This window comes from Gordonia aquimaris (assembly GCF_026262595.1).
GTDB classification, from domain to species: Bacteria; Actinomycetota; Actinomycetes; order Mycobacteriales; family Mycobacteriaceae; genus Gordonia; species Gordonia tangerina.
In genome coordinates, this window is sequence record NZ_JAPKFM010000004.1 from 1 (window position 1) to 14837 (window position 14837).

The window sequence follows — 14837 nt, forward strand, 5'->3', positions numbered from 1 at the left end:
AGTGCCGTCCTCGCGCGGGTGGGTCCACATCCGGCGGTCATCAAGGGCCTGCTGCCGACGTTCCCGCACCGCGTCGGGGTCATGACGGAACACAATCCGGTCTATCATGTCGCGGAAACGTGCCTTGCTCCAGGTCCCGTTCCGGGTCCGCAGCGTCTGTGCGATCGCCGCATCGACCAACGGCGCCGCTGACGAATCGTCGAGCAGGTCGGTCCGGCTGACCGCCTTCTGCGCGTGCCACGGCCCGATCACGCCGTCACGCAAACATTCCGACACCTCCGGCAGCCGGTCCCGCAACGCGACCGCATCATTGAGCAGTGTTTCCGCGGCGCCACGAGAAGTGCCGCGGAGTTTGGCGATACGTGCTGCGGCGTCGGCGAAGCCGTCCACCACGAAACCGTCGGTGTCGTCACGCGCAGCGACCAGCCGGTCGTAGAGTGCTGCCACCGAACGATATTCGGCGTAGGCGAGATAGGCGCGACCGCGGTCGAGCTCGGCCATCCCGAGCAGAATGTCGTTGGTGGGGTCTTCATCCGGGTAGGCCGCATCCACACCACCGAGAAAGTCACGCGGCAACTGCGGCCACGGCGACGGCGAGGACAACACGGACGACACGAGCGCACCCTTCACGGATCTGATCACAACCAACTGATGCAGGATCATTTCCGATATGCCACCCACCGTGATCAATCCGACCCCGAGACCGGATTCAGCGAGTTCGCGCCCACCCGTTTCGCATCAACTCATCCTGCACACACCAATCTAGAACACACCACCGACAAGAATGATCACCGCAGGTCAGAGTGTCTGTTTGCGAATCTCAGCGTTGCGCCCATTGGGCCAACGCGTCGACAGTGGTGACGTGGTCGACGCCCCGCAGGGCGGCGCCGTGCAGCGGCCCGTCATCGCCGTGGATTCCATCGACGACCGGTGACGGCAGGTGCTTGCGAAACGACATCAACCCGGCTCGGTAGGCCGCCTCGAAAGGTTCGGGGGCGGCCGCCCTCAGGGGGGTCGCGAGCCCGCCGAGGGTGACCATGTCGGGGTCGTGTATCGAGACAAGGCCGGCTATGCCGCGGCCGAGCGCGGCGGCCACGCGGTCGAATGCTCGCTGGTGGCGTTCGTCGGACGCCCCGGCCGAATGCTGCCGAAGAAGCTCATGGGCATAGTCAAAAGCATTGTCCGGCGGCGGTTCTCCCAGGTGCTCGGCCAATGCGCGCCCGTCGATGGTGAGATCCCAGCAGCCGTGCGCACCGCACGGACACTGCTTGGCCGGATCGCCGAAGGGTACGTGCCCGTACTCACCGGCGCCGCCATGTGCGCCGACAACCGGTACGCCGTCCACAACCAGGGCGCCACCCAAGCCCACTGCGATGATCAGGTGCAACGCCGTGCCGACACCGCGCGCCGACCCGGTGCGGGCCTCGGCCAGCCCGGCCAGGGTCGCATCGTTGGCCACCAGCATCGGGATGTCGCTGTCTGCCAACAGGTTCGCGGTCAATGGGGTGAGGTCGACGTCGGTCCAGCCCAGCGGCGTGAACTGGACCAGTCGGTCGTCGAGTACCGCACCGGCCACCGACACCGACACTGCCCGAACCCGTGACGGGTCGCGTTGAACGACGGCGCCGATCGCGTCTGCCATGTCGGCGAGCACCCGATCCGGCCCACCCCGTAACCGGCCCGCCGCGGCCTCGATCCGGGGTTCGCCACAGAGATCCGCAGTGGCCACCCGCCACCCGGTCGGGCTCAACTCCGCGATCACCACCAGCGGCCCAGCGGGATGTGGTTCGAGGATCGTCGTGGGGCGTCCGCGACCCTGCGCCGGCGCGGGTGATTCGTCGAGTAGGTCCAGGCGGCGCATCCGAGCCATCAGATCGGTGGCCGCCCCACTGCCGATGCCCAACTCCTGCGCCGCCACCGCGCGGGTGACGCCGGGGCGCGAACGCACCAGATCGATCAACCGTGCCGGTGTCGACCAACGCGCGGCGCCCGGGCCGGGAGACGGGAGTGACACCCGGACATTGTGGCATTTACATTAAACTCGAACACCGATTATATTCGTGAGATGCTCACGACCCCGACCGCTGCGCCCGACACCCGCCAGGACGTTCGGCAACGCATGCCTGCGCTGGCAGCACTCGCGGTGGCCGGGTTCCTCGCGGTGACCACCGAGATGCTGCCCGTGGGCCTGCTCCCGGCGATCGGCGGCGCGTTCGGGGTCGACGACGCCGTCACCGGCCTGCTCGTGACGGTGTTCGCGGTGATGGTCGCCGTGTTCGCGGTTCCGCTGACCGTGGCGACGCGCCGATATCCCCGCAAGCCGCTGATCCTCATCACGGTGGCGGGCTACCTGATCAGCAACCTGCTCAGCGCGTTCGCGCCCAGTTTTGCAGTGGTGGCCGCGGGCCGGGTCGTCGGCGGCGTGGCGCACGCGCTCTTCTTCTCGGTGTGCATCGGCTATGTCCCGCGATTGGTCGAACGTGGACAGGTGGGCCGAGGGCTGGCACTCGTCGCCGGTGGCACCACCGCGGGATTCGTACTGGGTGTGCCGTTGTCGACGGCACTGGGCGCCGCGATTGGTTGGCGGGGATCGTTCGCGGTGCTCGCGGTGCTCGCGGCCGGTGTCCTGGTCGCGATCCTGCGGTTCCTACCGGCGGTGTCCGGCACACCCGCCGGCCGCCGCATCCAAACCTCCGGCGCCCGCTCGGCGCTCGGTGTGGTGGTCACCTCCAACACGCTTACGTTCATCGGCCAGTACACGGTGTACACCTACATCAGCGTGATCCTGCTGACCGGCGGCGCCGGCGAATCCTGGATCGGCCCGCTGCTGCTGGTGTGCGGAGTGTGCGGCCTGGCCGGTCTCGCCTGCGTCGGGCGCACCATCGACCGGCACCCGCGCACGACGGTGCTGACCGTGCTGGCGCTGTTGGCCGCCACCATCCTCGCGGTCGGCCTCACCCACGCGTGGTTCGTCGGTCTCGTCGTGGCGATCGCCCTGTGGAACGGGTTGTTCGGCGGCGTTCCGTCGATGTATCAGACGGCTGCGGTGCGCGTGTTCCATGAGGCGCCCGAGGTGGCGGGTGCATGGATCAACGGCACCTCCAATCTCGGCATCGCGCTCGGGGCCGTGCTCGGCGGACTGTTCCTCGGGTCGTCGCCGGCCATCCTGGCGTTGAGCGTGACGGCAGCCGCGCTGGTGGTCGCGGGGCTCACGGTTGCGGTGATGGGGAAGCGGGGTTTCGCGCCCTGAGGAGCGGAGCGCCGACACGTCTCACCCGACGATGAGCGGCCAGAGTCCGTCGGCGCCCGCGTCGACGGCGGCGTCGGTGATCCGCTGCTCCCAAGCGTGCACCGAGCCGAACTCCGAACACCACGCCAACGCGGGCAGCGTGAATTCATGCAGGCCGTGTTCCTGTGTTGTCCCGAGGGCCCCGTGAACCTGATGAGCGTTGCGCACCACCGTCGATGTGGCTCGCCCCGCACATGACCGGGCCACCGCGATCAGGAACGCCAGGTTCGGCGCCGACCACTCGCTGTGTACCGCCGCGGCCAGCGCGGCCTCGGTCGCCGCGCGCGCGAGCGCGGCTTCGGCCGCGGCGTCGGCGACCAGCGCCGCCACCGCCTGGAATCGCGCCAGCGGTCGGCCGAACTGTTCCCGGGCAGAGGCATGGGAAACACTCAGGGTGACAGCCCCATCGAGAGCCCCGCAAGATTGCACCGCGCGGGCCAGTGCGCCGCGCAGACCGAACCGGTCGATCACGCCCGGCGGGACGTCGACGCCGGTGAGACGATCAACGGCAACTGCGACGACGTCACGCGGCTCGCCCGCCATGTTGACGCCGGCGGTCACATCGACATCGGCGATGTCGACGTCGGCGACCTGATGGCCACCCGCGTGCGGCCAGGCAACGACGAGTTTCTCGGCGCCGGACGCCCAACCGACTCCCCGCGCGATGCCGTGTTCGTCGGTGACACACGCGGATCGTCGCGCGTCGTCTACCGGCAGGGCGGCCTCGTCCAGGAGCCAGCCGGCCAGCAGATCATGCTCGACGACGGGTGTCGGTACGCCGAACCGGGCTGCGGCATCCAGCAATTCGGCGGCGGCGAACCAGGTGGCACCGCTACCTCCGCTGGCCTCGGAACCGGTCAATCGGGCCAGTCCGACCTCGTCGAGCTGCTCCCAGAGTGCCAAGTCCCAGGTCGGCACCGTGGTGCGGTCCGGTGCTGTGGACCGCTTCCTGCGGTGCTCGACGAACACCGCCGACATCAGTTCGGCGAGTTCTTGATCCACCTCGATCATTACCGCAGCCCCAGACCGCGGGCGATGACGCCGCGCAAAACCTCGTTGGTGCCGCCGCGCAAGGTGAAACCCGGACGCTGCACCAAAGCGGTCCGGGTCAGACGGGTGTGCTCGGCCAGGGCTGGGTCGAGCCCGTCGCTCAGCGTGTCGACGAACGCGGCGATGTTGCCCTCGGTGCTGGTGCCCAACACCTTCACCACTGCGGCTGCGGTGTCGGCAGACTCGTGGCGCGCCAACGCACCGGCGACCGCGGTGGACATCTGATGCAACCCGGCGAGCCGGGCCACGTAGCGTCCCAGGTCCGGATGGTGCGGAATCATGTGCGCCCGCGTCTGTTCTGCGGTCTCGGCGAGCAGCGGCAGGGTGGACAGGAACCGCTCGGGGCCACTGCGTTCGAAGGCGAGTTCGGAGGTGACCTGGGTCCACCCGTCGCCGATGGTGCAGAAGACCATCTCGTCTGGGACGAAGACGTTGTCCAGGATCACCTCGTTGAAATGGTGCCTTCCGTCCATCGACCGAATCGGGCGGACATCGACCCCGGTGCTGTCGAGGTCGATGATGAACTGGCTCAGCCCGGCATGGCGGTGCGCGGTGTCCAGGGCCTGTGACCGGGCCAGACAGATGAACACCTCGGCCCGGTGGGCGCCGGAGGTCCACACTTTGGTTCCCGACAGCGACCACCCTCCGTCGACACGTGTAGCGCGGGTGCGCACGCTGGCCAGGTCGGAGCCGGAATCGGGTTCGCTCATGCCGATCGCGAAAAAGCAGGTGCCGTCGGCGATCCGCGGAAGGTACCGCTGTTTCTGTTGTTCCGTGCCGTAATTCAGCAGCGACGGGACGACCTGCCGGTCTGCGATCCAGTGGGCGGCCACCGGGGCGCCTGCGGCGAGCAACTCTTCGGTGACCACGAACCGTTCGACATGCCCGCGCCCGCGGCCACCGTATTCGACCGGCACCGTCATACCCAGCCAGCCGCGTTGCGCCAGCGCTTGGGTGAAGTCCTCGTCCCACCCGGTCAGCCAGGTGTCGACCTCACGCCCGATGTGTCCGGCAGCGCGCTGCTCGGCGACGAAGGCGCGGACCTCGCTGCGTAGGGGCTCGAACTGTGCGGGATCGTCGGTGATCGGCGGGACCAGTCGGAGATCGGGCATGACCTGCACCATAACCCGTCGGGGAGTGCGAGTGCGGTGGTCTCATGGAGACCGACGGCGTGGAGAGGTGGACGATGAACGGGCGGACGATCGCGACGGCAGCACTGAGGCAGTTCACCAAGGCGCGCGTGGCGTATCTGCGGTTACGCGGTCAGACGCCCGACAGCGTCGCCGAAAAACGCGTGGCGAGCGGGACGTCGTGGGACGAGTTCTGCGACACGCTCAAAGCAGCCGGGGCGGCAATCGTCTTCCCTGGCACGCCGACCGACCCCGTCACGCAGGCCGAGGGCTATCGATACCTCAGCCGGCTCACCCGGGCCGGCCTCGAGGCCTTCGTCGAGTACGCCGATCCCACCGCGCCGGTATTGCGTCGGATGATTCACGAGACCGCCAAGATGGGATCGGACAATCCCGACAACCACTATCTCAACGCCACCATCGACGGATCGCTGGAGTACCGCATCACCGGAACCCGCGGCACCGTCGACTATCTGGGATTCGGCACCCAGGAAGGCAATTACGGTGAGGGCGGCCAAATGCCGACCACCGGATACGTCGAGGCCACCGAGCTCGCCATCGACGACGACGGTCGATTCGAACTCATCCTGTCGGCCACCGAACACCCGGGCAACTGGTTGCCGATGACTCCGCAGACCGGATTGCTGATCGTGCGACAGACCTTTGCCGACCGGACCGCCGAGGTTCCCGCCGAACTGCACATCGAACTCCTCGATGGTGCGACTCCACCGACGCCGCTGACCGCCGCCCAACTCGACGCGGGGCTCGGCAAGGCGAGCCTGCTCGTGGCCGGGGCGTCGATGCTGTTCGCGAAGTGGGCGCGTGACTTCGCCCAACATACCAACGAATTGCCGATGTTCGATCCCGAACGGTCCACGAAGGCCGGTGGCGACCCGAACATCATCTACTACCACAGTTATTGGCGGCTCGGCCCCGACGAAGCGCTCGTCATCGACGCTGAGATCCCCGTCTGCGACGGCTGGAACTTCCAGCTCGACAATCACTGGCTGGAGTCACTGGACTACCGCTACCACCAGATCCACGTCAACAAGCACACCGCGATCTACCGCGATGACGGCAGTGTGCGGATCGTCGTCGCCCACCGAGACCCGGGGCTGCCCAATTGGATCGACACCGCCGGCCACGAGTGTGGCGCGATGACGTTTCGCTGGATAAAAGCAGACACCCATCCGCAGCCGCGGACTCGTGTGGTGACGCTGTCGGCCCTGGCGCAACTGTACTGATCCCGTGTCGAGCACTTTCGAGCCGTTTCGTCGGCGTCCGGTCCGCGCGGTCAACCGCATCGGCGAGATGCTGCAGGCGCGTGACGTCTCGGTGGTCGACCTGTCGGCGGACACCTTGCGACGACGCGCACAACGGGCCACCGGCCTGCCCTGGGATGCCGATCCGCAAGCAGACGAGGCCCTCGATGTGTTGTGTTCCTCGATCATCGATGAAGCCCGGCTGAGTCTGTTCGGCGCGTTGGTGATCCGGGCGCGACTGCACGGCATCCTCACCACCCGGTTGCGGGTGGGCGACCGGCTGCGGCGGGACCCGACGATCGTGGCGACGCCCATCACGCCGCCGATCGTCATCGCCGGGCTGCAACGAAGCGGAACCACCATGCTGCACCGGCTCATCGCCGCCGACCCGGACATGCGTGCGGTCGGATCGTGGGAGGTCGTCCATCTGCTACCACGCAGGCGGGAGAAGTCCGGTCGGCCGAGGATGCGCGTGGCGCAGACAAGGGTCGCCGAATGGTCGCTGCGCTATCTGAATCCGCAGTTCTTCGCCATCCACGCGGTGGAGGCGGACGGTCCCGAGGAAGATGTTCTGCTGCAGGAGTATTCACTTCTGTCACAGGTGCCGGAGGCGATGCTGCACGTGCCGTCCTACGCCGCGTGGCTGCAGCGGCAGGACGTGCACGCGTCCTATCGATACCTCAGAACTCTGCTGCAGATCCTGCACGCCCAGAACCCGCGACCGCGCTGGGTGCTCAAGACGCCGGCTCATCTCGAACATCTCGACACCCTGCTCGATGTGTTTCCGGGTGCGGTGATCGTGCAGACCCACCGCGATCCGCTGCGGACCACCGCGTCGTTCTCCAGCATGCTCGCCCACGGACACTCCATGTTCAGCGACCATGTGGACGCCGCAGGTGTCGCGCGACATTGGTTGGCGCGCAATGCGGCGATGGTCGAACGCGCCCTCGAAGTGCGCCGGCAACGCCCCGAGGTGTTCGTCGACGTCTTCTACGACGACCTCGTCGACGATCCGATGGTGCAGGTCGCGCGGATCTACACCGCGGCGGGCGTCGACCTCACCGACGGCACGCGGGCACAGATGGAGCGTCACCGGGCCGGCCATACCCAGCACGCCCACGGCGTCCACACCTACGCGCTCGCCGATTTCGGTCTCGCCGAGGATGAGGTGAACGCCGCATACGCGCGTTATCGCACCGCGTTCGACCTGTGACGCTCGTTCAGGAGATCGGGCAGGGGATGCCGGTCAGCGTTTCGGCCTTGGCCCACAGTCGGGCGGCGGACTCGAAATCGCATGCAGCGGTAGATCGTCCGAACAGCACGGGCTCGCCGCGCAGGGCCCATATGCCGTCCACGCCGACGTAGCTGCCCGGTGCGATCGGATGGGTGAGACAGTACAGGGTGGTCTGTGCGCCGGCATCGACATTGTTGGCGAACCGAGCGGCGGCGCCCTGCACCACCTTGTGTGCCATACCGAGGTGCGGTTTGTTGGAGATGTTCGAGGCCACCCAGCCCGGCGTGGTCAGCATCGCGCTCACCGGTGAGCCACTTGTCCGGAGCCTCCGGTCGAGTTCCAGGCCCCACAGCATCACCGCCAACTTGGACCGTGCGTAGGCACGCGGCGGGCTCCACCGCGACCGGGTGAGGTCGAGGTCATCGGGATCGATGGACTTCGCGCCGCGATGAGCGTCGGAGGCCACCGACACGATCCGCCGCTCGATGCCTGGCAGTAACAGATTGGTCAATGCGAACGGGCCGAGGAAGTTGGTACCGATACCCAATTCGAAGCCGTCGGTGGTGCGGCGATGCTGGTGCGGGAACACTCCGGCATTGTTGATCAGGTAGTCGATCGGACCATCGAGAGTGTCGGCGAACGCCCGTACCGACGACAGGTCGGCGAGATCGAGCGGCAGCACCTCGCAGTCGCCGCCGAACTGGTCGGCGCGCTGCATGCCGAGGTCGGTGTCGCGCACTGCCAACACCACGCGCAGCCCTGCCTGTGCGAGTGCCCGCGCGGTGGCCATCCCCAGTCCGTTGGTGGCGCCGGTGACGACCACACGTCGTCCGGCGAGAGCCGTGAGTCGGTCATTCATGCCACGAGCGTAGCGCTGACAGTTCTGGCCGCACTTGCAAGTTCTGGCCGCAGTTCCGGCCCCAAGCCGGACTCCGAAACTGCGGCCAGACCGATCAACTGTGCTTGCCCATGTAGGCGAGCATCGTGTCGTGTTGGTAGCGCGACACTTCCGCGGCGTTCTCGTTCTCGGCGAACACCGATGACACCATCACCGTATCGTCGCGATCGTAGAAGCCGAGACGCCCCAAACCGCCGAAGAACTCGTCCCAGTCGACGTCACCGTCGCCGATCTTGAGGTGCTGATGCACGCGCACGGCGTTGCCGGGCGGATTGGTGATGTAGCGCAAGCCGTGTGACCGGTGGTGGTCCATCGAGTCGGCGACGTGCACCAGGCGGAGCTTGTCGCCGGCGGCGGTCATGATCTCGGACATGTTGCCGCCCATGTGGAAAGTGTGGCAGGCGACGTACACCATGCCGAGGTTCGGTGAGTTCACCCCGCGGATGATGCGGACCGCCTCCAGTCCGTCCTCGACGAAGTCGTCGGGGTGCGGGTCGATGCGGACGTCGATGCCCTCGCGTTCGATGATCGGCATCAACTCTTCCATCGAGCGGAAGAACGCGCGCTCGGATTCCTCGGCACGTTCCGGACGGCCGGAGAACTCGGTGTTCATCACGTTCACCCCGAGGTCGACGGTGATCTGGATGGCGCGTTTCCAGTTGCGCACGGCGGCTTCCCGGGCGTCCTCGTCGGGTCCCGACCAGCGCAGCACCGGCAGCACCGAGGCGACACCCACCCCCGCATCCGCACAGGCCTTGCGGAACTTCGCGACGAGATCGTCGTCGGCGCGCGGGTGGTTGAAGAACGGGATGAAGTCACGGTGCGGGGTCAACTGCAGATACTCGTAGCCGAGCTCGGCGACCAGTGCCGGGAACTCCAACAATTCGTGGCTGTGGTGAAACGGAGTCGGGTCGAGGGCGAGTTTCATCAGCGGGTTCCTTGACTGTTCGGCGGCGTGTCAGCGGGCGGTGCCGACGGAATTGGCCGATTCCAGACTCTCGGCGGCCACCTGTAGGCCTTCCAGCGCACCGAATTCGACATCTTCGTGTTCGATGTTGACCCACATGTCGGGATCGACCTTCTCCAGCGCTTGCAGGAAACGGGCCCAGAAGTCGACGTCGTGCCCGCGGCCGACGGCGACGAAATCCCACGCCGAGTCCTCCGGCCACTTGTTCACCACGTGCTTGCCACCGAGACCGGTCGGATTCTGCGACATCGGGATACGGGTGAACCGCTCGTCCAGCACACCGTAGATCTCGCAGTTCTTGTTGATCCGGGTGTCCTTGGCGGCGGCGTGGAACACCAGCGGCCCCAGCCACTCGATGGCGGCGACGGGGTCGATGCCCTGCCAGAACAGATGTGACGGGTCCATCTCGGCGCCGACATTGGTGGCGCCGACCTTGTCCACGAGACGCTTGAGCGTCGGCGGGTTGAACACCAGGTTCTGCGGATGCATTTCGATGGCGACCTTGACGCCGTGTTCGCGGGCCAGGGCGTCGATCTCTTTCCAGAACGGCACGGCCACCTCATCCCACTGGTAGTCCAGCGAATCAAGATAGCCCGAATCCCAGGTGTTGACGTGCCAGGCCGGCCACTGCCCGCCCGGATGGGCCTGTGGCAGACCGGACATGGTGACCACCCGGTCCACGCCCAGCAATCCCGCGACACGGATGGCCTTGCGCAGGTCTTCGGCGTCCTCGGGGCCGACCTCGGGGTCGGGGTGCAGCGGGTTGCCGTTGCAGTTGAGTCCGGCGATCGACACGCCGGTGCCGTCGAAGGTGGCCAGATACTCCTGCGGGGAGACCGCGCCGGACAGCAGATCGTCGACCGGCAGGTGCGGGGTCGGCAGGAATCCGCCAGCATTGATCTCCGCGCCCGTCAGACCGAGGGAGCCGATGGTCTCCAGGGCCTCACGCAGGGGCTTGTCGTGCAAGATCGCGGTGTAGACGCCGAGTTTCATTGTTCAAGAACCTTTCGAAAAGTGTGTGAAGCGAGTGGATTTCAGGAGACCTTGACGGTGGCGCCACCACCGAGGGCCGATTCGGTGATCGCCGCGACGGTGCGCATGCTGTGCACGCCGGTGGCGAAGTCGGGGACCGGGGCGAGGCCGCCGTCGATTCCGGCGACCTGGTCGAGGAAGGCGCGTGCCTGATAGGCGAAGAACTCGGCCTTGCCGTGTCCGACGCCGCCGGCGTCCATCGGCAGACCGCCACGGATGTAGGGGTGATCAGGGCCGATGATCACGCGACGCGGACCGGAGAGCTCGGGGCGGTCGCCGACCACGGAGATCTCGTACTCGCTCGCCCGGAACAGCTGCCATGACGCCGAGCCCTGCGAGCCGAAGAGCTCGAAACCGAGACCGTCGGGCAACGCGTGGGCGACGCGGGATGCGGAGAAGGTGCCCACGGCGCCGTTGGCGAAGGTGGCGGTGAAGGTGGCGACGTCCTCGTTCTCCACCGGTGCCATCTCGCCGGTGACCTCGGCTTTGGTGTGGCCGTAGGTGGTGCCGACCGGGACCGGACGCTCGGTGATCAGCGTGTGGAACGTGGCGCCGCTGACCTCGGTGATCGGTCCGCACACGAACTCCGAGAGATCGATCAGGTGGCTGCCGACGTCAGCCAGCGCCCCGGTGCCGGGTCCGCCGCGATGGCGCCAGGTGATCGGCGACGACGGGTCGAGGCCGTAGTCGCACCAGTAGTGGCCGTTGAAATGAACCAACTCGCCGACGGTACCGGCGGCCAGTTCACGACGGATCTGCTCCACGGCGGGCGAGCGACGGTAGGTGTAACCGACCACGGCCAGGCTGTCGGCGCGCTCGGCCGCGAGCAGCATCGCCTCGGCATCGGCAGCCGAGCCGGCCAGGGGCTTCTCGCACAGAACGTGTTTGCCGGCGGCCAGCAGGCCCTCGACCATCTCACGGTGCAAGTGATTGGCGACGACGACGCTGACCACGTCGATGTCCGACGCCTCGGCGATGGCCTGCCAGTCGTATTCGGCGCGTTCGTAGCCGTAGCGCTTGGCGGTGTCGTCGGCGACGGCCTTGTTGGCGTCGGCGATGGCCACCAACCGCACGTCGGGGCGGTGGGTGCCGAACAGGGTGCTCGCCATCCGGTAGCCCGCGGCGTGCGCGCGGCCTGCCATACCGCCGCCGATGACGGCGACGCCGATCGTTCTGTCAGTCACTGGCCAGCTCCTTCGTGCTGATTCCGGCTCCCTCGCCGGGTGGTCGAAGTCTCAACTTGTCCGGTCTACTAAACCGGTCTAGTTCCGCTACTATGAGCCCAGTCACAGGGGTGTGTCAAGCCCCCGGGTCTGAAGCAATCGGATGGGAGTGTGCAGAGGTGGCGAACGGGTCGAGCCGACCGACGATGCAGGACGTCGCGGATCGTGTCGGTGTCTCCAAAGCGACCGTGTCGCTGGTCTTCCGGAAGGCGCCAGGGGTCGGCGACAAAACGCGCGAGGACGTGCTGGCTGCGGCCGACGCCCTCGGCTACCGGATGAACCGTGCGGCCGCGCTGATGACTGCTCGCCGGTCCCATCTGCTCGGTGTGGTGGTGCAGATTCGCAACAGTTTTCACGCCGAGATCGTCGAGAGTATCGTGTCCGCGGCGGATCTGGTCGGATACGAGACCGTGCTGGGGGCGGTCACGCCCACCCACGACGAGCGCCGGGTCATCGAGACGCTGATCGACTTTCGCTGTGAGGGAATGCTTCTCATCGGTCCGGAGCTGGAGACCAAAGACATCGTCGGACTGGGTGAACAGCTGCCGACTGTGGTGGTCGGTCGACGGATGAGCTCGGCGTCGATCGACGTGGTGCGCGCCAACGACGGTCGCGGCATCGGTGCGGTCGTCGATCACCTGGTCGGTCTCGGTCACCGCCCGATCGCGCATGTGGCGGCGGGGCCCGGTGTGATCGCGAGCGATCGGCGAACCGGCTTTCTGCGCGCCATGCAACGGCATCAGCTTGATCCCCGTGGCGCCGTAATCGACGCCGGCGGCTACACCGAGGACGCGGGGATGGCGGCCGCTCGTGACATGGTCGGCGCTGCGATGCCCACCGCGATCGTCTGTGCCAATGACCGGCTCGCCGTCGGGGTGCTCGATGTGGTGCGACGCGCCGGCTACGACGTACCGGGGGAGGTGTCGATCACCGGATACGACGACTCTGCCCTGGCGAGGCTCGCGAATGTGGACTTGACCACGGTGAGTCAGCAGCCTGGCGCGCAAGCCGAGCAGGCCGTCGCGGCCGTGGTCGAGCGCCTCGACGGCCGGCGCGCCCGCCGCGCGTCGTCAGTGCTCGTACCCAAGCTCGTCGTGCGGTCGACCAGTGGCCCGGCACGTTTGTCCGAACTCGGCGTGCCATGACGTTTACCGGCTCGTTCACGTCGCGCCGGCAGCCCTCTCCGGCAGACCCGAGCTTGGATCGACGGTCTCATCGTCGACGTCTGCTGCATTACGGGAATCGACCATCCGCTGCTGATCGGCGCTGAGCGTGTTCAGCGCGACCTCCTTGATGAACAGGATGGCGATGAGACTCAGGCCCGCCATCACCGCGGCAACCAAGAAGATGCGTGCGGTGCCGTCGCCGTAGGCGCCGCGGACGATATCGGCGATCGGTGTGGGCAACTCGTTGAGGTTGGCGAGCCCGGCCGTGGCACCATCTGACTGGCCGGCGCCGACCCCCAGCGCCGACAACCCTCGGGCGATCAGATCGGTGACGTGATTCGACAACACAGCGCCCAGCACGGACACACCGGCGGCGCCGCCGAGGGAGCGGAAGAACGCGACGGTTGACGTGGCCGAGCCGAGATCGTCGGGCCGCACATTGTTCTGCACGGCAAGGACCAGATTCTGCATGGTCATGCCCATGCCGACGCCGAGGATGAACAGGAACCCACCCAGCAGCACCATGTTGGTGTGGGCGTCGATCGTCGACAACAGGCCGAAGCCCAGCGTCATCATCGCCGCGCCGACCACGAGGTAGATCTTCCATCGCCCGTAGCGGGTGATCAGCGAGCCGGACACCGATGCGGACACCATCGACCCGATGACCATCGGCAAGGTCAGCAGGCCGGCAGCGGTGGGCGAATAGCCACGCGCGATCTGGAAATACTGACCGAGGAATACCGCCCCACCGAACAGGGCGACGCCGACGGCGACGCTGGCCACGGTGGCCAGGGTGATGGTGCGGTCGCGGAACAGGTAGAGCGGGATGATCGGATCGGCGACCCTGGTCTCGGTCCACACCGCGACGGCCAGGAGGATTACGCCGAGCGCCACCAGGCCATACGAGAAGCCAGATGCCCAGTCGAAGCTTTTGCCGGCCAGTGTCACCCAGATCAGCAGGGTGCTGACCCCGGCGGCGATCAGTGCGGCGCCCACGTAGTCGATGCGGACGTCTTTGCGGACGTGGGGCAAATCGAGGGTGCGCTGGATGACGAACAGCGCGATCACCGCGAGAGGGACGCAGACGTAGAAGGTCCACCGCCAGCCGAGCCAGCTGGTGTCGACGATGACGCCGCCGATCAGCGGTCCGGCAACGGTCGCGACCGACATGACCGCGGCGATGGGCCCCTGGTAGCGACCGCGTTCACGCGGGCTGAACATCGACGCGATGACGATCACCACCAGTGCCTGCAGGCCACCGAGGCCCAGGCCCTGGATGACGCGGAAACCGATCGGCATGCCGACCGATTGAGAAAGTCCGGCCAGGATCGAGCCGAGGGTGAACAGCACCAGTGAGAGCTGCACGAGCAGCTTCTTGTTCACCAGATCCGACATCTTGCCCCAGATGGGGGTGGTGGCCGTGGACGCCAGCAGCGTCGCCGTGACCACCCAGGTGTACTGGTCTTGCGTGCCGTGCAGGTCGGTGATGATGACGGGTAGCGCATTGGACACGATCGTCGAGGACAGGAAGGCCACGAACATCCCGAGCAGCAGGCCGATCAGTGCGAGATGCGGGCGAGAGTGCG

13 protein-coding genes are annotated in these 14837 nt (G+C 67.0%); 4 read left to right on the plus strand and 9 right to left on the minus strand.

The annotated features are described in order from the left end of the window. Both OSB52_RS05270 and OSB52_RS05275 read right to left on the minus strand, forming a co-directional pair. Nucleotides 1-615 (minus strand): DUF222 domain-containing protein (locus OSB52_RS05270; protein ID WP_266060568.1); only part of this gene is annotated, 615 nt, incomplete at its 3' end. 205 nt (nt 616-820) lie between these two features. Beyond that, complete coding sequence (locus tag OSB52_RS05275; RefSeq protein ID WP_266060570.1) at nt 821-2014, minus strand: ROK family protein; 1194 nt, start codon at nt 2012-2014, stop codon at nt 821-823. Between the two features lie 51 nt (nt 2015-2065). Between OSB52_RS05275 and OSB52_RS05280 the strand changes: the two genes are divergently transcribed. Beyond that, nucleotides 2066-3250: an MFS transporter gene (locus OSB52_RS05280; protein ID WP_266060571.1), complete on the plus strand. Its 1185-nt coding sequence runs from the start codon at nt 2066-2068 to the stop codon at nt 3248-3250. A gap of 21 nt (nt 3251-3271) precedes the next feature. Here OSB52_RS05280 and OSB52_RS05285 read toward each other — a convergent pair whose 3' ends face one another. Together OSB52_RS05285 and OSB52_RS05290 are read right to left on the minus strand one after the other, a co-directional pair. After that, a complete protein-coding gene (locus OSB52_RS05285; RefSeq protein ID WP_266060572.1) occupies nt 3272-4300 on the minus strand; it encodes an acyl-CoA dehydrogenase family protein in 1029 nt (342 codons plus the stop codon). Continuing rightward, on the minus strand, nt 4300-5451 hold the full coding sequence (locus OSB52_RS05290) for an acyl-CoA dehydrogenase family protein (protein WP_266060574.1): 1152 nt from the start codon (nt 5449-5451) through the stop codon (nt 4300-4302). Before OSB52_RS05290 ends, OSB52_RS05285 begins: the two co-directional genes overlap by 1 nt. Before the next feature lie 44 nt (nt 5452-5495). Between OSB52_RS05290 and OSB52_RS05295 the strand changes: the two genes are divergently transcribed. Together OSB52_RS05295 and OSB52_RS05300 are read left to right on the plus strand one after the other, a co-directional pair. Beyond that, on the plus strand, nt 5496-6713 hold the full coding sequence (locus OSB52_RS05295; protein ID WP_266060575.1) for a DUF1214 domain-containing protein: 1218 nt from the start codon (nt 5496-5498) through the stop codon (nt 6711-6713). 4 nt (nt 6714-6717) lie between these two features. Continuing rightward, nucleotides 6718-7944 carry a sulfotransferase family protein gene (locus tag OSB52_RS05300; RefSeq protein WP_266060576.1) on the plus strand — a complete coding sequence of 409 codons (1227 nt, stop codon included), beginning with the start codon at nt 6718-6720 and terminating at the stop codon, nt 7942-7944. Between the two features lie 7 nt (nt 7945-7951). Here OSB52_RS05300 and OSB52_RS05305 read toward each other — a convergent pair whose 3' ends face one another. The 4 genes from OSB52_RS05305 to OSB52_RS05320 all read right to left on the minus strand — a co-directional run bounded on the left by OSB52_RS05305 (nt 7952) and on the right by OSB52_RS05320 (nt 12046). Beyond that, complete coding sequence (locus OSB52_RS05305; protein ID WP_266060577.1) at nt 7952-8824, minus strand: SDR family NAD(P)-dependent oxidoreductase; 873 nt, start codon at nt 8822-8824, stop codon at nt 7952-7954. A 94-nt stretch (nt 8825-8918) separates the two neighbouring features. Beyond that, on the minus strand, nt 8919-9791 hold the full coding sequence (locus OSB52_RS05310) for a sugar phosphate isomerase/epimerase family protein (protein ID WP_266060578.1): 873 nt from the start codon (nt 9789-9791) through the stop codon (nt 8919-8921). A 30-nt stretch (nt 9792-9821) separates the two neighbouring features. Then, on the minus strand, nt 9822-10823 hold the full coding sequence (locus OSB52_RS05315) for a sugar phosphate isomerase/epimerase family protein (RefSeq protein WP_266060579.1): 1002 nt from the start codon (nt 10821-10823) through the stop codon (nt 9822-9824). A gap of 41 nt (nt 10824-10864) precedes the next feature. Next, nucleotides 10865-12046, minus strand: a complete 1182-nt coding sequence (locus OSB52_RS05320; RefSeq protein ID WP_235722996.1) for a Gfo/Idh/MocA family protein — start codon at nt 12044-12046, stop codon at nt 10865-10867. A 185-nt stretch (nt 12047-12231) separates the two neighbouring features. Between OSB52_RS05320 and OSB52_RS05325 the strand changes: the two genes are divergently transcribed. Beyond that, a complete protein-coding gene (locus OSB52_RS05325; RefSeq protein WP_277614946.1) occupies nt 12232-13230 on the plus strand; it encodes a LacI family DNA-binding transcriptional regulator in 999 nt (332 codons plus the stop codon). A 15-nt stretch (nt 13231-13245) separates the two neighbouring features. On the opposite strand, the gene OSB52_RS05330 is transcribed toward OSB52_RS05325, so the two are convergent. Further along, entirely contained in the window at nt 13246-14793 is a 1548-nt protein-coding gene (locus OSB52_RS05330) for an MFS transporter (RefSeq protein ID WP_266060581.1), read from the minus strand. Nucleotides 14794-14837 lie beyond the last annotated feature (44 nt).

Coding starts and splice junctions, on each gene's coding strand:
- OSB52_RS05285 (WP_266060572.1), bottom strand. CDS start 4,300: ATGATCGAGGTGGATCAAGAACTCGCCGAACTGATGTCGGCGGTGTTC.
- OSB52_RS05305 (WP_266060577.1), bottom strand. CDS start 8,824: ATGAATGACCGACTCACGGCTCTCGCCGGACGACGTGTGGTCGTCACC.
- OSB52_RS05280 (WP_266060571.1), top strand. CDS start 2,066: ATGCTCACGACCCCGACCGCTGCGCCCGACACCCGCCAGGACGTTCGG.
- OSB52_RS05330 (WP_266060581.1), bottom strand. CDS start 14,793: ATGTTCGTGGCCTTCCTGTCCTCGACGATCGTGTCCAATGCGCTACCC.
- OSB52_RS05325 (WP_277614946.1), top strand. CDS start 12,232: ATGCAGGACGTCGCGGATCGTGTCGGTGTCTCCAAAGCGACCGTGTCG.
- OSB52_RS05290 (WP_266060574.1), bottom strand. CDS start 5,451: ATGCCCGATCTCCGACTGGTCCCGCCGATCACCGACGATCCCGCACAG.
- OSB52_RS05310 (WP_266060578.1), bottom strand. CDS start 9,791: ATGAAACTCGCCCTCGACCCGACTCCGTTTCACCACAGCCACGAATTG.
- OSB52_RS05315 (WP_266060579.1), bottom strand. CDS start 10,823: ATGAAACTCGGCGTCTACACCGCGATCTTGCACGACAAGCCCCTGCGT.
- OSB52_RS05295 (WP_266060575.1), top strand. CDS start 5,496: ATGGAGACCGACGGCGTGGAGAGGTGGACGATGAACGGGCGGACGATC.